We start from the raw sequence: 15,159 nt of genomic DNA, 5'->3' as shown, positions 1-15,159 counted from the left end.
CACCGTCGACGGCTGCCTCCGGCCCCACAGGGTTGGCGGCGACCGCCGACGTCGCCGCACGAGGTCGTCACGAGCGATCAGGCGGTCGGAGAAGACAGAGGAGAAGGCGCATGTCGTCCCCTGAGCAATGGACGCACCCTGAGCCGGATGCAGCGCCGGCCGCCACTGCCGCAAAACCGACAGCGGAACAGGTGATCGCAGGCTTGCGAGCGACAGACGAGGGCGGCGCCGACCTGGTGCAGCTCCTCACCCCCGAGGGTGAGCGGGTCCAGCACCCCGACTTCGACATCGACATCACGGCGGAGGAACTGCGCGGTCTGTACCGCGACATGGTCCTGATCCGCCGGGTCGACCGCGAGGCGAACGCCCTGCAGCGCAAGGGCCAGCTCGGCATCTGGGTGCCGTTGCTCGGCCAGGAGGCCGCGCAGATCGGCGCCGGTCGCGCGATGCGCCAGACCGACATGGCGTTCCCGAGCTACCGCGAGCACGGCATCGCGTGGACGCGCGGGATCAACCCGACGGAGCTGCTCGGCATCTTCCGCGGCACGGACCAGGGCACCTGGGACCCGGTCGAGAAGCGCTTCCACCCGTACACGATCGTCATCGGCAACCAGGTCCTCAACGCGGCCGGCTACGCGATGGGCCAGAAGTTCGACGGCAAGGTCGGCGACGACGAGGGAGAAGCCACCATGTGCTTCTTCGGCGACGGCGCGACCAGCCAGGGTGACGTGCACGAGGGCTTCGTGTGGGCCGCGGTCTACGACGCGCCACTCGTCTTCTTCTGCCAGAACAACCAGTGGGCGATCTCCGAGCCCACCGAGCGCCAGTCGCGCCTGCCGCTGTACCAGCGCGCCCGCGGCTACGGCTTCCCCGGCATCCGCGTCGACGGCAACGACGTCCTCGCGACGCTCGCCGTGACGAAGTGGGCGCTGGACGAGTGCCGCCACGGCAACGGCCCGATCCTGATCGAGGCGTTCACCTACCGGATGGACGCGCACACCACCTCCGACGACCCGACGCGCTACCGCCTGTCGGACGAGCTGGAGATGTGGAAGCTCAAGGACCCGATCGAGCGCGTGAAGGTCTACCTGGTCCGCCAGCAGTGGGCCGACCACGAGTTCTTCGAGAGCGTCGAGGCGGACGCCGACAAGCTGGGCGAGGAGTTGCGGGAGTTCTGCACGAACATGCCCGACCCGCCCGCTGAACGGATCTTCAGCAACGTGTACGCCGAGGGCAGCCCCGTCCTCGACGCGCAGCGCGACGAATTCCTCGACTACGTCTCGGGTTTTGCTGGAGGTGAGCACTGATGGCTGCTCCGACCATGGACCGTTCCACAGCTGCTGCCCCGGCCTCCCCGGTGCAGACGCTCACGATCTCCAAAGCCCTGAACATGGGCCTGCGGGCGGCGATGGAAGCCAACCCCAAGGTCATCATGATGGGCGAGGACATCGGCAAGCTCGGTGGCGTCTTCCGCATCACCGACGGCCTGCAGAAGGACTTCGGTGAGCAGCGCGTGCTCGACACGCCGCTCGCGGAGTCCGGCATCATCGGCACCGCCGTGGGCCTCGCGATCCGCGGCTACCGCCCGGTGTGCGAGATCCAGTTCGACGGTTTCATCTTCCCGGGCTTCGACCAGATCGTGTCGCAGGTCGCGAAGCTGCACTACCGCACCCAGGGCAAGATCAAGCTGCCCATCGTGATCCGCGTGCCGTTCGGTGGCGGCATCGGTGCGGTCGAGCACCACTCGGAGTCCCCGGAGTCGTACTTCGCGCACACCGCCGGCCTCAAGGTCGTCTCGTGCTCGAACCCGGCCGACGCGTACTGGATGATCCAGCAGGCGATCGACAGCGACGACCCGGTGCTGTTCTTCGAGCCCAAGCGCCGTTACTACGAGAAGGGCGAGGTCGACACCACGGCCCAGCCCGGCAAGCTGTTCGAGTCGCGCGTGCTGCGGTCCGGCACGGACGCCACGTTGGTGGCGTACGGCCCGATGGTCCGCACGTCGCTGGACGCGGCCAACGCCGCCGCGGAGGACGGCACGTCGCTCGAGGTCATCGACCTGCGCACGCTGTCGCCGCTCGACCTCGCGCCGGTCTACGACTCGGTGCGCCGCACCGGTCGCCTGATCGTCGTGTCCGAGGCACCGTCCGAGTCCTCGATCAGCAGCGAGATTGCAGCCAAGGTCCAGCAGGAGTGCTTCTACTCCTTGCAGGCACCGGTGCTGCGGGTGACCGGTTTCGACACCCCGTACCCGCCGTCGAAGCTCGAGGAGGAGTTCCTCCCCGACCTCGACCGGGTGCTGCACGCCGTCGACCGCTCTCTCGCCTGGTAAGGGGACAACCGGAAATGCCGCAGTACAAGCAATTCCCCTTGCCCGACACGGCAGAGGGGCTGACCGAGGCCGACATCCTCACCTGGCACGTCAAGCCCGGTGACACCGTCAAGGTCAACCAGATCATCGTCGAGATCGAGACGGCCAAGGCCGCCGTCGAGCTGCCGTGCCCGTGGGCCGGCGTCGTGACGGAACTGCTGGCCGAGCCCGGCCAGACCGTCGAGGTCGGCGTTCCGATCATCACGATCGACACCGATCCCGGTGGGGCGGCCGCACCGGCATCCGCACCTGCTCCCGTCGCGGCGGAGGCGAACGGCACCTCGTCCGGCAAGATCGGCGAGGAGATGCCGGGCGGACGCATCGCGACGCTCGTCGGTTACGGCCCGAAGTCCGGTGTCGCGAAACGCCGTGCCCGCAAGGACTCCGCGCCCGCCGCCGCTCCGGCCGCTGCCGTCGTGGCTCCGCCGGCTCCCGTTCCCGCTCCTGCTCCGGTCGTCGCTCCCGTCGTGGTGGCCGCGCCGGTGCAGGCTCCTGGCGGGTACGTGCCGCTGGCCAAGCCGCCGGTGCGCAAGCTGGCCAAGGACCTCGGCGTCGACCTGCACGCGCTCGCGGGTTCGGGCCCCGGTGGCGTCATCACCCGTGAGGACGTCGAAACCGCTGTCTCCGCACCGGCTGCCGCACCTGTGCAGTCCGTTGTGGACAACGGCTCGCGGGAACGCCGGATGCCCATCAAGGGTGTCCGCAAGGCGACCGCGCAGGCGATGGTGGACAGCGCGTTCACCGCACCGCACGTCACCGAGTTCCTGACGGTCGACGTCACGCCGATGATGGAACTGCGCGCACGCCTGAAGAACGCGCCGGAGTTCCGCGGCGTGAAGCTGACGCCGCTCGCGTTCTGCGCGAAGGCGATCATCCTCGCGGCCCGCCGCACGCCCGACGTCAACGCGACGTGGGACGCGGCGGCGAACGAGATCGTCTACAAGGACTACGTCCACCTGGGCATCGCGGCAGCCACGCCGCGCGGCCTGGTGGTGCCGAAGGTCCGCGACGCCGACCGCATGTCGTTGAAGGAACTCGCGGTCGCGCTGGACGAGCTCGCCACCGTCGCCCGCGAGGGCAAGACGTCGCCGGCCGACATGATGAACGGCACCATCACGATCACCAACGTCGGCGTCTTCGGCGTCGACACCGGCACGCCGATCCTCAACCCCGGCGAGTCCGCGATCCTCGCCCTGGGCGCGATCCGCGACATGCCGTGGGTGGTCGACGGCGAGATCAAGATCCGCAAGATCTGCCAGCTCGCGCTCTCCTTCGACCACCGCGTGGTCGACGGGCAGCAGGGTTCGCAGTTCCTGGCCGACGTCGGCGCCCTGCTGGCCGAGCCGGGCATCGCGATGACCTACTGAATCAGCTCGTAGTTCTCCGAGGGGTCCCTCGTTCGCGTGAAGCGGGCGAGGGACCCCTTGTCTTTGCCCGCACGTCGTCTGACGTCGTGAAACGCTGCCGGCATGATCGAGACGAGTGGTCAGTACTTCGCGGGCTGGGGCACCCTGACGTTGATCAACGCCGGACTGGCGCAGGCCAAGGGCCGCAGCGGGCTCACCTGGTTCCTGCTGTCGCTGCTCCTCGGGCCGATCGCCACGTTCCTGATCGTCGTCATGGACCCGCCTCAGGCGAAGGTTTGACTCTCCACCTACTGGAGACTGCAGAGTTCTCCCCGTGACGCGCTACCAGATCGGCGAGCTGGCCAGGATGACCGGACTCACCGTCCGCACCATCAGGTTCTACTCCGACTCGGGCCTCATCCCGCCCACGGACAGGACCACCGGTGGCTACCGCACCTACGACACCGACGCGCTGACGAGGCTGAAGCTCGTCCGCACGCTCCGGGACCTGGGCGTGGACCTGCCGACCGCCGGCAAGGTGCTGGCCCGCGAGGTGTCGGTGACCGACGTGGCGCGTGCACACGCAGACGCGATCGACGCGCAGATGAAGACGTTGCGGTTGCGCCGCGCCGTCCTGCGCGCCGTCGCCAAGGGAGGGGAGATGGAACTGATGAACGAGTTGGCACGCATGTCGGACGAGGAACGCCAGCGCATCCTCGACGACTTCTTCGAGGAGGTGTTCGGCCCCTACGAGCTCGACCCGCAGTTCGAGCAGCACATGCGTTCCGTGCGCGTCGAACTGCCGGACGACCCGTCGACCGAACAGCTGGAAGCGTGGGTCGAACTCGCGAAGCTGGTGCAGGACCAGGACTTCCGCGCCGTCGTGAAGCGGATGTCCCAGCAGCACGAGGAACAGCGTCGTGAAGGCGTCGACCTGAGCCCGCCCCAGGGCGACCAGATGGAGGCGTTCAACTTCGCGATCGCCCAGGCACGCGAGGCGATCGACGCGGGCATCGCCCCGGAGTCCGCCGAAGCACGCGAGGTCGTGGCCCGCGTGAACGCCAACTGGGCGCAGGCACTGGGCCTGCCGAACGACGAGTCCCTCGTGGCAAAGCTCCGCGAACTCTCCGACTTCGCGGACCCGCGCGCCGAGCGGTACTGGGTCCTGATCGCGAAGGTCAACGGCTGGCCCGCCATGCCGGACCACTCGCGCGAGCGCGCCTGGCTGCGCGAAGCCGGCCAGCCGTTCGGCTAGACCCTCGAAATCTGTGGGAACCAGCTGGGCGCCCAGCTCGTTCTCGTGGCAACGAAGGGGGAATCGCCATGTCTGCTCTGTTCGAAATCCTGGGGAGTGTGTTCGGCGAGGCCTTCGGTTCGTCGGACGAGGACTACTCGCGTGGGGACGCGGACGTCTTCCTGGACGGTGAGTGGCAGGAGGGCGAACTGTTCTTCGGCCCCACGAAGATCATCTGGGCCGAGCGGATCGTTTTCAGCGACGACGAGGGCCGCGTCGAGCAGATCGTCGACCAGGACCCGCCGCAGCCGAACTTCGTGGTGCTGCACTTCCGCCGCCCGCACGACACGGTGCTGCTGGCCGTGCACCGCCGGGAGCTCAAGCGCGTGGGCGCGGTCCTGACGCTGCCGCTCTAGCGTCCGTCCAACCAGGACGTTTACCGCCACATAACCGCGAAACGGGATGTTGTGAGCGGCCCGCCGGTTCAGGGGTACGGCGGGCCATCACCTCAAGTCCTCAGCACGGTCGGTACGTCTTGCCGCCCGGGTTGTAACAGCGCTTGCCGGTGTATCCGGAATCCGATGCGGCAGGTGGGGTCCACTGCTGCTCCTGGTCCCTGCGACGTTGCTCCGCCGCTGCCGCGTCGGCCCTGCGCTGCTCCTCCGCGGCCGCCGCTGCTTCCGCCTGCCGGCGCGCTTCCGCAGCGGCATCGGCCTTGCGCTTCTCTTCGGCCACTCGAGCAGTCGCCGCCGTGGCGGCGGCCCGCAGGTCCTTCTCGCGCTGACCGAGCGTGGCGCGCGCGGCCGTGACGAGAGCGCGGAAATCGGACTGGTCGCCGGCGGACAGCACCGTCCAGACCAGTCCTCGCGCCAGCAGCGCGTCGGCGCGGGCGGCAGCGGCGGTGGCGACGTCACCCGCCGCCGTCAGTTCGGCCGGGGTGCCGGTGGGTGGTGGCACGGAGGCCTGGGCGGCTTGGGTGACCACCTGGACCTGGGCGGGCACCGTGCAGGAGATGTCGGCGGAGTGCAGCGCGCGTTTCTGCGCGGACGCCTCCCACGCCGCGGAGCTCACCTGCGCGTGGAACCGCACGTTCTGACCGATGGTGATCACGCCTGCGAGTCCGGCCCTGGCCATCTCGGCGTTCACCAGCGTGCCGTCGATCTTGACGACTCCGGCGAGCGTCCGGCCGTAGCGGTCGGTGCGCTCGACGTCGTGCTCCAAGACGACCTGGGTACCGGCCGGCAACAACGACCGGAGGTGGTCCGTCGCCTCCTGGCGCAGGCAGTCGGCCACCTCCGGCGCGTCGATGTTCAGCAGCCTGACCGTCTCGGTGTGCTCGCCGGTGCGCACCTCGATGGTGTCGCCGTCGACCACGCGCGCCACCTCGGTTCGCACGAGATCCGGTTCGTCCAGCACGACGGCGGCAGTGACACCACCGACGACCGCGGCCAGCAGTGCCGCTCCGATCACATTGGGCAACAACAGCACCGGTTCTCCTTTGCTCCGATCGGTGGTCCAATCGGAGCAAAGAAGTCATTCGTTACCAAAGATGTTCAGGCCGTCACCTGATCTGCATCCCCGAGATCATCCGGGACACCACCAGTCGCTGGATCTCCGAGGTCCCCTCGAAGATCGTGAAGATCTTGGCGTCCCGGTGCATCCGCTCAACGGGATGCTCACGGGTGTACCCGGCTCCACCCAGGATGTGGATCGCCCGCTCGGTAGCCCACACCGACACCTCGGAAGCCTTGAGCTTCGACATCGACCCCTCACCCGCGGTGAACGGAACGTTGTTGCGCCCCATCCAGGCCGCCCGCCACACCAGCAGCCGCGACGCGTCGATCTCCATGCGCATGTTCGCGAGGTCGAACGCGATCGACTGGTTCTCGATGATCTTGCGCCCGAACGCCTCGCGGTCCTTCGCGTACTCCAGCGCGTAGTCGTAGGCGGCGCGGGCGACGCCCACGGCCATCGCGCCCACGGTCGGACGCGTCGTCTCGAAGGTGGCCATCGCGGCTTGGCCGCCGGCCTTCAACCCCTCGCGAGCCCGCGCAAGCCGAGCCTCCAACCGCTCACGACCACCCAGCACGCAACGGCCGGGCACCCGCACGTCGTCCAGGAACACGTCGGCCGTGTGCGACGCACGCATGCCGTGCTTCTTGATCTTGCCGGGCGACGACAAGCCGGGCGTTCCCGGCGGGACGATGAAACCGGCCTGGCCACGAGACCCCAACGCAGGGTCGACCACCGCGGTGACGACGTGCACGTTCGCGATGCCGCCGTTGGTGGCCCACGCCTTCTGGCCGTTCAGCACCCACTCGTCGGTCGCCTCGTCGTAACGGGCGCGAGTCCGGTAGCCGGCCACGTCGGAGCCCGCCTGGGGTTCGGAAGCGCAGAACGCGGCCAGTTTCGGGTCCGACTCGTCGCCGAAGCACTCCGGCACCCACTCGGCGAGCTGTTCCGGCTCGCCGCCCGCGAAGATGCCCGCTACGGCCAGGCCGGTGCCCATCAGGGCCAGCGCGATGCCGGCGTCACCCCAGAAGAGTTCCTCGGTCGCGATCGGCAGGGACAGGCCGATGGGGTCGGCGAACCAGGTGGCGAGGGACTCGAAGCCGTAGAGGCCGATCTTCGCCGCCTCCTGGATCACCGGCCACGGTGTCTCCTCGCGCTCGTCCCACTCGGAGGCCGCCGGCCTGATGACGTCGCGAGCGAAGCCGTGGACCCAGTCGCGCAGGTCGGTCTGGTCTTCGTTCAGCTCGAGCGAGAAGCCACCCACAAGAAGTCTCCTAAGCCTTCGGGATGTTGAACAGGCTCATGAACCCGGCCGCGAACCCCAGGTCGCCCTTCACCTTCAGCTTGCCCGTCATGAACAGCACGGGGGCGGAGGCGTTGCCGGTCGCGAGCTTGAGGAAGTCCGCCGGCGTGAGCGTCACGATGGCACGGGCCTCGCGCGTCACGCCCTTGTTGATCGTGCACTGAGCATCTTCGATGATCGCCTCGTAGACGTCTTCCAGCACGTGGAAGTGGACGACGGCACGAGTGGCGCCCGCCCGGTCCGCGCGGAAGTGGACCTCCATGCGGCGGAACACCTCGTCCAGCACCCGCACGCGCAGCGCGGGGTCTGCGACCACGGCCTCGATCTGGTCCTTCGAGGCGCGCGAGATGATGCGGGCGAAGTTGGACGGGTCCATCTTCGCCAGGTCGAGGTCGGCGCCGCCGTCGGCCAGCGCGCCCAGGGCGTTCAGCAACGCGGCGAAGTCGTCCTTGCCGAGCTTCTTCGGGTCGATGCCGCGGGCGATGACGTCGATGTCCACCTCGGCCAGCGCCGGGTCGTCCGGCGTGATCTGCTGCAACGTGCTGATCAGTTCGGCCGGGCTGAGCTTCGCGATCGCCTCGGTCGTGAGGTCGAGCGTCATTGACACACCTCCTGGTACCTACTCGCGAGTAAGACTACTCACCAGTAGATAGTGCGGCAAGCCGATCGGATAATCTTGCTGCTCCGAACTGAGGGGTAGTGATGCGCACAGAAGGTCGAGCCAAGCGCTTGCCACGCGCGGTGCGTGAGCGGCAGATCATGGATGCTGCCGTCGACGTGTTCTCCCGGCTCGGCTTCCACTCGGCCTCCATGGACGAGATCTCCGAGGTCGCGGGCATCTCGAAGCCGATGCTCTACGCCTACCTCGGCTCGAAGGAAGAGCTGTTCGCGACGTGCATCCGGCGCGAGGCCACCCGCATGATGGAGGCCATCGCGACGGGCGTCGAGCCCGACCAGGAGCCCGACGTGCAGCTCTGGAGCGGGCTCAGGGCCTTCTTCGGGTTCGTCGGGGAGAACCGGGCGAGCTGGATGGTGCTGCACCGGCAGGCGTCCAACCAGGGCGGGCCGTTCGCGGTCGAGCTCATGGACATGCGCGCACGGGCGGTGTCACTGGTTGCGGCGCTGCTCACGCAGTCGACGAAGGCGCCCGCCACGAAGCTGGAGGCCGAGTCGCTGGCCGCCGCGCTGGTCGGGGCCGGCGAGTCGCTCGCGGACTGGTGGCTGGACCACCCCGAGGAACCCGCCGGCGTCGTCGCGGCCCGCCTCATGAACCTCGTCTGGATGGGCTTCGGCGACCTGGTCGACGGCAACGTGTGGCATCCACCATCACGTCGCTGAGCCGACGAGGTGGGGTCCCTTGCCCCACACGGCGAACTCCCAGCCGTGCGAACCCTCCGAGGCCGAGAACTCGACACGGCCGGGGATGAGCAACGGCTTCTTGAACCGGACGTCGACCGTCACGGCCTCGGGAAGCCGTCCCTCCAACGCGGCCAGGCAGCGCGCTTTCGTCCACATCCCGTGCGCGATCGCGCGCGGAAAGCCGAAGAGCTTGGCGCTCAACGGGTGCAGGTGGATCGGGTTGCGGTCTCCGGACGCCGCGCCGTAGCGCCGGCCGATGTCCGCGGGCACCTTCCACACCGCCGAACCGACCGGCCGCTCGAGCTCACTCGCGCCGGAAGTGCCTCCCGTGCGTCGAAGATAGGTCGAAACCCCTTCCCAGACACCGGAAACCGACGTCACCACGTCGACCTGGGTGCCCTGCGGATGAGGCCGCAGGTCGCGCGCCGACACCGTGATCTCCAGCGGCTCGTCCACCGTCAGCGGGCGCGACTGCGTGATCCGGTTCGCGACGTGCACGAGGCCTGGCAACGGAAAGGGGAACCCGGCGCCGGACATCAGCTTCATCTGCAACGGAAACCCGAGCACGTGCGGGTACGTCAACGGCAACGCGTCACGCAGCCCGAACCCGCACACCGCGTTGTAGGCCGCCAGGTGTTTCAGCGACACGTCGACCGAAGCCGAAACCGGTGGGGCGGCAAGCGTTTCCCCGCGCCGGAACGACGTGAGGGCGGCACGCACCAGATTCATTTCGGGCAGCATCAGGCCCCCAAAAGCATCTGGCCGCACACCCGCACGACGTTGCCGTTCACGCCACCGGATCCCGGCGACGCGAACCACGCCACGGTCTCGGCGACGTCGGACGGCAGCCCGCCCTGCGACAGGCTGTTCATCCGACGCCCGACCTCACGGGTCGCGAACGGCACCGCCGCCGTCATCTTCGTCTCGATGAAACCGGGCGCCACGGCGTTGATCGTGGCGCCGCGAGCAGCCAGAACGGGTGCGAGCGTCTGCACCATCCCGATCACGCCGGCCTTCGACGTGGCGTAGTTGGTCTGGCCGACGTTGCCCGCGATGCCGGCGATCGACGACACCCCGACGATCCGCCCGCCGTCGCGCAGCACGTCGCCGTCCAGCAGCGCGGAGTTGATCCGCTCCTGGCAGGCGAGGTTGACCTCCAGCACCGAGTCCCACCGCGAGGAGTCCATGCGCGCCAACGTCTTGTCCCGCGTGATGCCCGCGTTGTGCACGACGATGTCGACGCCGCCGTGCCGTTCCATCAGGTACGAGGTCAACTTCGCCGGGTCGCCCGTGATGTCGAGCTGCAACGCCGACCCGTTGAGGGAGTTGGCGACCTTCGACAGTTCGTCCCCGGCGGCGGGGACGTCGAGGCACACGACGTGCGCGCCGTCGCGGGCGAGCGTGGCCGCAATGGCCTCACCGATGCCCCGCGAAGCACCCGTGACCAGCGCGACCTTGCCCTCCAGCGTCCCGATGGCAGCGTTGTCGGAAACGCGGACGACCTGCCCGGACACGTACGCGGACCGTCCGGAGAGCAGGAACCGCAGCGTCGACTCGGCCCCGTCCTCGGCGCCGTCGGCCACGTACACCAGATTGGCCGTGCCGCCGCGGCGCAGTTCCTTGCCGACCGACCGCACGAAGCCTTCGAGGGCCCGTTGCGCGATGGAGTCCGGCGACCGTCCGATCACGACCACCCGCCCGCACGGCCCGAGCTGGGTGATCGCGGGGTGGAAGAACTCGTGCAGCTGCTTCAGGTCGCCGACCGAGGAGATCTCCGACGCGTCGAACACCAGCGCGCCGTACGGGGCGGAGCCTGTTTCCAGCTGCTTCAGAAAGGGCAGCCGGGTGGCGCCACCGACCAGCACCGGTGTGGCGAGCGCGGCGTCGCGGCGCAACGGGTACGGGTTCGGCAGGCCGAGCCTGCGCACGAGCTGACGGCCGAGTCCCGACCTCGCGAACTTCTGGTAGCTGTCCACGTCACACAACCTACTCGCTAGTAAGTCTACCCGCTAGTAGGTAGTATGGCGGCATGCGAGTAGCGATCATCGGCGGCAACCGCATCCCGTTCGCCCGCTCGAACGGCCCGTACGCCACCGCGTCGAACCAGGACATGTTCACGACGGTGCTGGACGGCCTGGTCAGCCGCTTCGGCCTGCAGGGCGAGCGGCTCGGCGAGGTGGTCGCGGGAGCCGTCCTCAAGCACTCGCGCGACTTCAACCTCGTCCGCGAGTCGGTCCTGGGCAGCAGGCTCAGCCCGGAGACCCCCGCCTACGACCTGCAACAGGCGTGCGGCACCGGCCTGCAAGCGATCATCGCCGTGGCCAACAAGATCGCGCTCGGCCAGATCGAGTCGGGCATCGCGGGCGGCGTCGACACCACCAGCGACGCCCCGATCGGCGTGAACGAGAACTTCCGCAAACTCCTGCTGGAGTTCAACCGCACCCGCAAGGTCGGCCTCCTGACGAAGCTGCGCCCCAGTCACGTCGTCCCGCACCTGCCGCGCAACGGCGAACCGCGCACCGGCATGTCCATGGGCGAGCACGCGGCCGTCACCGCGGCTCGGTACGAGATCACGCGCGAGGACCAGGACGCCCTGACCGCGCGCAGCCACCAGAACCTCGCCCGCGCCTACGACGAGGGCTTCTTCGACGACCTCGTCACCCCGTACCTCGGTCTGACGCGGGACCAGAACCTCCGCCCGGACAGCACCGCCGAGAAGCTCGCGAAGCTCAAGCCGGTCTTCGGCGACACGATGACCGCCGGCAACTCGACTCCGCTCTCCGACGGCGCCTCCGCGGTCCTGCTGGCCACCGAGGAGTGGGCGGCGGCGCGCAAGCTCCCGGTCCTCGCCTACCTGACGTTCGCCGAGACGGCCGCTGTCGACTACGTGCACGGCGACGAGGGCCTGCTCATGGCCCCCGTGCACGCCGCACCGCGCATGCTCGACAAGGCAGGCCTCACGCTCCAGGACTTCGACTTCTACGAGGTGCACGAGGCGTTCGCGTCGCAGGTGCTCGCCACCCTGAAGGCCTGGGAGAAGGAACTGGGCGAGGTCGACAGGGCAAAGCTGAACGTCAACGGCTCGTCGCTCGCCGCAGGGCACCCGTTCGCCGCCACCGGCGCCCGGATCGTCGCGACTCTCGCAAAACTGTTGCACGAAAAGGGAAGTGGACGCGGATTCGTGTCCATTTGCGCCGCCGGAGGTCAAGGGATCACAGCGATTCTGGAACGGTGACGCACTTAGGCTTGCCGAAGTCGACAGTCCCTCATGCACACTCACAGTGTCGTTTCACAGCGACACTGGGGGTGGGATGCAGGACCTGCAGGTTGATCCCGAGAGAGACCCGGTGCTGGCGCGCGCCCTGGTCGGCACCCTCCGCGACGAATGGCGGCCGGCCGCCGACGCGATGCGATCGGCGCGCGAGTGGGAGCGCCGCGCCTACATCACGTTGACGCTGGCAGCGGCGGCGAAGCGGCGAGTCGAGTGGCTGACGAACTGGCTGAAGGCGCATCCGGACGACAGCGATGCCGTCGCGGTGCAGCACGCGATGGAGTCGCTCAACGGCCACTAGCGATCGTGCTGTCGATCCACGCCTTGGGACTACGGCTGCACGGCGGCGTAGAACTTCTTGGCGAGCTCGCGCACGGACGTACGACACTGCTCGCTCTCGGCGCTGCCGCTGCGCACGACGGTCAACACGGCGTTCTCGTCGAGAGCCTCCAACGCACATGCTGAGGCTTGCGCGTCCCGCCAGCGCACGTCCGAACCGACGGCCACGCCGCTGTCCTTCTCCCACGACGCGGTGCGGTCGCTGAAGTACTTCCTCGCGCTGTCGGGTCCGGACACGATGCCCGCAGCGTTGTCCGTGTTCTCCCACGAGCGGACGTTGAAGATGATCGTCTGCTCGGCTGCCTTGAACGTGCAGGTCTTCACCGACGAGGTGGAGCCCAGCCGCTGGTCGTCGTCCGGTTGAGCAGGTGGGAGGTCTGCCCCGACCTGCTGCCGGATGTCCAGACAGCTCTTCAGCTTCTCGGTTGTGTACTTCTCCGGACCAGCGGCTGAACCGCTCGACCTCGTGGGTGGTGTGGAGACCGGCGTCGAGGTCGGGTCGACCGCAGGCGTCTCAGCGCGTTGGGCGCTGCAGCCCGCGACCAGGGCCAGCACGGCTACCGCGCCGACGACCACCCTCACCCCTTCACCGCCTGCGGCCATCCCTGGCCGGGCAGGTTCGAATCGGTCATCAGACTCAGGATGTCCCGCACCTTGCTGAGGGCCTCGACGAACCGCTTGGCGATGCCCACCAGGTTGTCGAGAGACTGGGTGACCAGGGTGCCGATGGCGCCTGCGAGATCCTTGACCGAGAACACGATGCCGACGACCGTCGCACCCTCGATCGCGGCGGCGACCAGCGCACCGAGGAACTCGGTCACCATCTTCGACAGCTCGGTCATGTACTCGACGTTGTACTTGGCGATGTCCATCAGCCACTTGCTGACGCCGTCGGCCTTGGTCGAGACGGCGGTCATCGCGTTGTTCTGCGCGGTGAACCGCTGCGAGTACGCGGTGGCGGCCTCACCGGACCAGCGAGCGGCCAGGTAGGTGTCGGACGGCTGGTGGCTGAGCCCGTTCATGGGCTGCTGGACCTTCTCGACCCAGTTGAAGGACTGCCAGATCAGCGACACGACGGGCATGTGGTGCTCCACCGCTTTCCTGATCAGCTTGAACATCTTCTCCATGGCTTCGCGAATGACGTCGAGAGCCGGACTGATGACGAGCATCGCGGGGCCGAGCACGAAGCGCCAGTCGTTGATGTGGTCGATGCCGGAGTTGAACTTCTGGGCGCACTCGCGAGCTTTGTCTTCGAGCCCCTGGAACCCGCGCTCGAACAAGTTGGTCAATTCACCGGAACTGCTCATTGGACTGGGGTGCTCCTACTAGCCGTAGAACTCGCGGAGTTCGATCTCGTTGACGCTCTCGGTCCGGTCGTACTCGTCCGCGATCTTGCGCAGGACGCCGTCGATCTGGTTGAACTCGGTGACGGCTTCCGTGACGCACTTCTCGATGAACGCGCGGAACTGTTCGTACTGACCTGCCTCGAACGCGGCGTTGACCATCCCGGCCCCCAGGGTCGCGAGGTCTCCCACGAAGAACGCCGATGCCGTGAGGTATGTGTCGCGTACGGCCTGCACGATCGGCTCGGCCCTGTCGGACTTCTCCTGCCAGAGCTTGGCTTCTTCACGCAGATCCTGGGTGACGACCTCGTAGCCGGCCATTACCAGTCCCCCTTGCCCAAGACGCGGAAATCGGTGAAGTAGTCGTCGTCGCCTTCGTTGGCGCCGGTTCGCGGCCGTGCCGCTGGGTGGGGACGTTCGCCGGGATCAATGCCGAGACCCGCTCTGACGAAGAGGCGCAGAACGTCGTCGGCCAGCACTGTCTCGGACGGGTTGTCCAACGCCTGCGGATCACCCTGCAGCGAGATCGGCCCGCCGTTGCGCATCTGCATCGACAGATAGCCCAGCGGGCTGCGGATCGCGGTGACGCCGGCCTGCGGAGGCGTCTGCTCTCGGCGGCGGATCGCGTCGTACTCGGCGTCGATGGCGTCGAGCCGCGACCTCGTACTCGCCGTCCACTCGTCAAGCGGAAGATCAGTGGGATCTGCTCTCGGCGCAGGAGGTGCGGGCCGGCCCTGCGGTTCCGGGGCTTGGTGAGCTGCCTCCACCATGAGCGCGCGCTGAACCGCGGTCACGTACGTGTTGTAGACAGAGGCCGGAAACGCTTCTGGTCGCAGTTGCTCGAACCACCTCGGGCGAATGCGCACGTTCGTCACCATCTGGGTTCTGTCCACGACGATGGTGAGGATCCCGGCGGGATCGCCGGCCTCGTAGGTGTTGGCCGGTTGAAGGGCGACGCCCCCGGGACGGGTGAGTTCGGCCAGGCGAGCTCTGGTCTGCGGGGTGTCCGGAACGTCCAACCTCGCCAGCTCTATGTGCTCAAGAGGCACAACGCATTCCCCCGAGTTCCGTAGCGCTCATG

18 protein-coding genes are annotated in these 15,159 nt (G+C 68.1%); 9 read left to right on the top strand and 9 right to left on the bottom strand.

Annotated features, from left to right (window positions below):
• Window positions 1-110: 110 nt before the first annotated feature.
• From pdhA to PV646_RS10035, 6 genes are all read left to right on the top strand, one after another.
• Window positions 111-1,307 carry a pyruvate dehydrogenase (acetyl-transferring) E1 component subunit alpha gene (gene pdhA / locus PV646_RS10060; protein WP_500341154.1) on the top strand — a complete coding sequence of 399 codons (1,197 nt, stop codon included), beginning with the start codon at window positions 111-113 and terminating at the stop codon, window positions 1,305-1,307.
• A complete protein-coding gene (locus PV646_RS10055) occupies window positions 1,307-2,332 on the top strand; it encodes an alpha-ketoacid dehydrogenase subunit beta (protein WP_189157420.1) in 1,026 nt (341 codons plus the stop codon). The genes pdhA and PV646_RS10055 overlap by 1 nt, the downstream gene beginning before the upstream one ends.
• 38 nt (window positions 2,333-2,370) lie before the next feature.
• Window positions 2,371-3,738: a dihydrolipoamide acetyltransferase family protein gene (locus tag PV646_RS10050; RefSeq protein ID WP_500341153.1), complete on the top strand. Its 1,368-nt coding sequence runs from the start codon at window positions 2,371-2,373 to the stop codon at window positions 3,736-3,738.
• A gap of 102 nt (window positions 3,739-3,840) precedes the next feature.
• Entirely contained in the window at window positions 3,841-4,017 is a 177-nt protein-coding gene (locus PV646_RS10045; RefSeq protein ID WP_500341152.1) for a hypothetical protein, read from the top strand.
• 34 nt (window positions 4,018-4,051) lie between these two features.
• Window positions 4,052-4,972 (top strand): helix-turn-helix domain-containing protein, encoded by a 921-nt coding sequence (locus tag PV646_RS10040; RefSeq protein WP_500341151.1) that lies wholly within the window; start codon window positions 4,052-4,054, stop codon window positions 4,970-4,972.
• Between the two features lie 68 nt (window positions 4,973-5,040).
• Entirely contained in the window at window positions 5,041-5,367 is a 327-nt protein-coding gene (locus tag PV646_RS10035) for a hypothetical protein (protein ID WP_500341150.1), read from the top strand.
• Between the two features lie 100 nt (window positions 5,368-5,467).
• Here the strand turns inward: PV646_RS10035 and PV646_RS10030 are convergent, their stop codons facing one another.
• From PV646_RS10030 to PV646_RS10020, 3 genes are all read right to left on the bottom strand, one after another.
• A complete protein-coding gene (locus tag PV646_RS10030; protein WP_500341149.1) occupies window positions 5,468-6,439 on the bottom strand; it encodes a thermonuclease family protein in 972 nt (323 codons plus the stop codon).
• Between the two features lie 73 nt (window positions 6,440-6,512).
• Window positions 6,513-7,727: an acyl-CoA dehydrogenase family protein gene (locus PV646_RS10025; protein WP_500341148.1), complete on the bottom strand. Its 1,215-nt coding sequence runs from the start codon at window positions 7,725-7,727 to the stop codon at window positions 6,513-6,515.
• Between the two features lie 10 nt (window positions 7,728-7,737).
• A complete protein-coding gene (locus tag PV646_RS10020) occupies window positions 7,738-8,367 on the bottom strand; it encodes an SCP2 sterol-binding domain-containing protein (protein ID WP_500341147.1) in 630 nt (209 codons plus the stop codon).
• Between the two features lie 101 nt (window positions 8,368-8,468).
• Between PV646_RS10020 and PV646_RS10015 the strand changes: the two genes are divergently transcribed.
• Window positions 8,469-9,104, top strand: a complete 636-nt coding sequence (locus PV646_RS10015) for a TetR/AcrR family transcriptional regulator (protein ID WP_191297787.1) — start codon at window positions 8,469-8,471, stop codon at window positions 9,102-9,104.
• Here the strand turns inward: PV646_RS10015 and PV646_RS10010 are convergent.
• Window positions 9,093-9,854, bottom strand: coding sequence for a MaoC family dehydratase (locus PV646_RS10010; RefSeq protein WP_500341146.1), 762 nt, complete (start codon window positions 9,852-9,854; stop codon window positions 9,093-9,095). The two genes, PV646_RS10015 and PV646_RS10010, sit on opposite strands and share 12 nt — an antisense overlap.
• A gap of 11 nt (window positions 9,855-9,865) precedes the next feature.
• Window positions 9,866-11,110, bottom strand: a complete 1,245-nt coding sequence (locus tag PV646_RS10005; protein ID WP_500341145.1) for a 3-oxoacyl-ACP reductase — start codon at window positions 11,108-11,110, stop codon at window positions 9,866-9,868.
• Between the two features lie 44 nt (window positions 11,111-11,154).
• On the opposite strand from PV646_RS10005, the gene PV646_RS10000 reads away from it, so the two are divergent.
• Window positions 11,155-12,360, top strand: a complete 1,206-nt coding sequence (locus PV646_RS10000) for an acetyl-CoA C-acetyltransferase (RefSeq protein ID WP_500341144.1) — start codon at window positions 11,155-11,157, stop codon at window positions 12,358-12,360.
• A 76-nt stretch (window positions 12,361-12,436) separates the two neighbouring features.
• Complete coding sequence (locus PV646_RS09995) at window positions 12,437-12,697, top strand: hypothetical protein (protein ID WP_500341143.1); 261 nt, start codon at window positions 12,437-12,439, stop codon at window positions 12,695-12,697.
• 29 nt (window positions 12,698-12,726) lie between these two features.
• Here PV646_RS09995 and PV646_RS09990 read toward each other — a convergent pair whose 3' ends face one another.
• The 4 genes from PV646_RS09990 to PV646_RS09975 are packed head-to-tail and all read right to left on the bottom strand — an operon-like array spanning window position 12,727 to window position 15,097.
• Window positions 12,727-13,317 (bottom strand): hypothetical protein, encoded by a 591-nt coding sequence (locus PV646_RS09990; protein WP_500341142.1) that lies wholly within the window; start codon window positions 13,315-13,317, stop codon window positions 12,727-12,729.
• Window positions 13,314-14,024, bottom strand: a complete 711-nt coding sequence (locus PV646_RS09985; RefSeq protein WP_500341141.1) for a WXG100 family type VII secretion target — start codon at window positions 14,022-14,024, stop codon at window positions 13,314-13,316. The genes PV646_RS09990 and PV646_RS09985 overlap by 4 nt, the downstream gene beginning before the upstream one ends.
• Window positions 14,025-14,060: 36 nt before the next feature.
• Window positions 14,061-14,399, bottom strand: a complete 339-nt coding sequence (locus PV646_RS09980) for a hypothetical protein (protein ID WP_500341140.1) — start codon at window positions 14,397-14,399, stop codon at window positions 14,061-14,063.
• Complete coding sequence (locus PV646_RS09975) at window positions 14,399-15,097, bottom strand: hypothetical protein (RefSeq protein ID WP_500341139.1); 699 nt, start codon at window positions 15,095-15,097, stop codon at window positions 14,399-14,401. Before PV646_RS09975 ends, PV646_RS09980 begins: the two co-directional genes overlap by 1 nt.
• Window positions 15,098-15,159 lie beyond the last annotated feature (62 nt).

The organism is Streptomyces sp. ID05-26A (assembly GCF_033794685.1).
In the GTDB taxonomy this organism is placed as follows: domain Bacteria; phylum Actinomycetota; class Actinomycetes; order Mycobacteriales; family Pseudonocardiaceae; genus Lentzea.
This window is presented reverse-complemented; position numbering and strand designations above follow the sequence as displayed.

What these genes read in the sequence shown, in the direction of transcription:
- pdhA (WP_500341154.1), top strand. Translation starts at nt 111, where the DNA reads ATGTCGTCCCCTGAGCAATGGACGCACCCTGAGCCGGATGCAGCGCCG.
- PV646_RS10055 (WP_189157420.1), top strand. Translation starts at nt 1,307, where the DNA reads ATGGCTGCTCCGACCATGGACCGTTCCACAGCTGCTGCCCCGGCCTCC.
- PV646_RS10045 (WP_500341152.1), top strand. Translation starts at nt 3,841, where the DNA reads ATGATCGAGACGAGTGGTCAGTACTTCGCGGGCTGGGGCACCCTGACG.
- PV646_RS10035 (WP_500341150.1), top strand. Translation starts at nt 5,041, where the DNA reads ATGTCTGCTCTGTTCGAAATCCTGGGGAGTGTGTTCGGCGAGGCCTTC.
- PV646_RS10020 (WP_500341147.1), bottom strand. Translation starts at nt 8,367, where the DNA reads ATGACGCTCGACCTCACGACCGAGGCGATCGCGAAGCTCAGCCCGGCC.
- PV646_RS10015 (WP_191297787.1), top strand. Translation starts at nt 8,469, where the DNA reads ATGCGCACAGAAGGTCGAGCCAAGCGCTTGCCACGCGCGGTGCGTGAG.
- PV646_RS10010 (WP_500341146.1), bottom strand. Translation starts at nt 9,854, where the DNA reads ATGAATCTGGTGCGTGCCGCCCTCACGTCGTTCCGGCGCGGGGAAACG.
- PV646_RS10000 (WP_500341144.1), top strand. Translation starts at nt 11,155, where the DNA reads ATGCGAGTAGCGATCATCGGCGGCAACCGCATCCCGTTCGCCCGCTCG.
- PV646_RS09995 (WP_500341143.1), top strand. Translation starts at nt 12,437, where the DNA reads ATGCAGGACCTGCAGGTTGATCCCGAGAGAGACCCGGTGCTGGCGCGC.
- PV646_RS09980 (WP_500341140.1), bottom strand. Translation starts at nt 14,399, where the DNA reads ATGGCCGGCTACGAGGTCGTCACCCAGGATCTGCGTGAAGAAGCCAAG.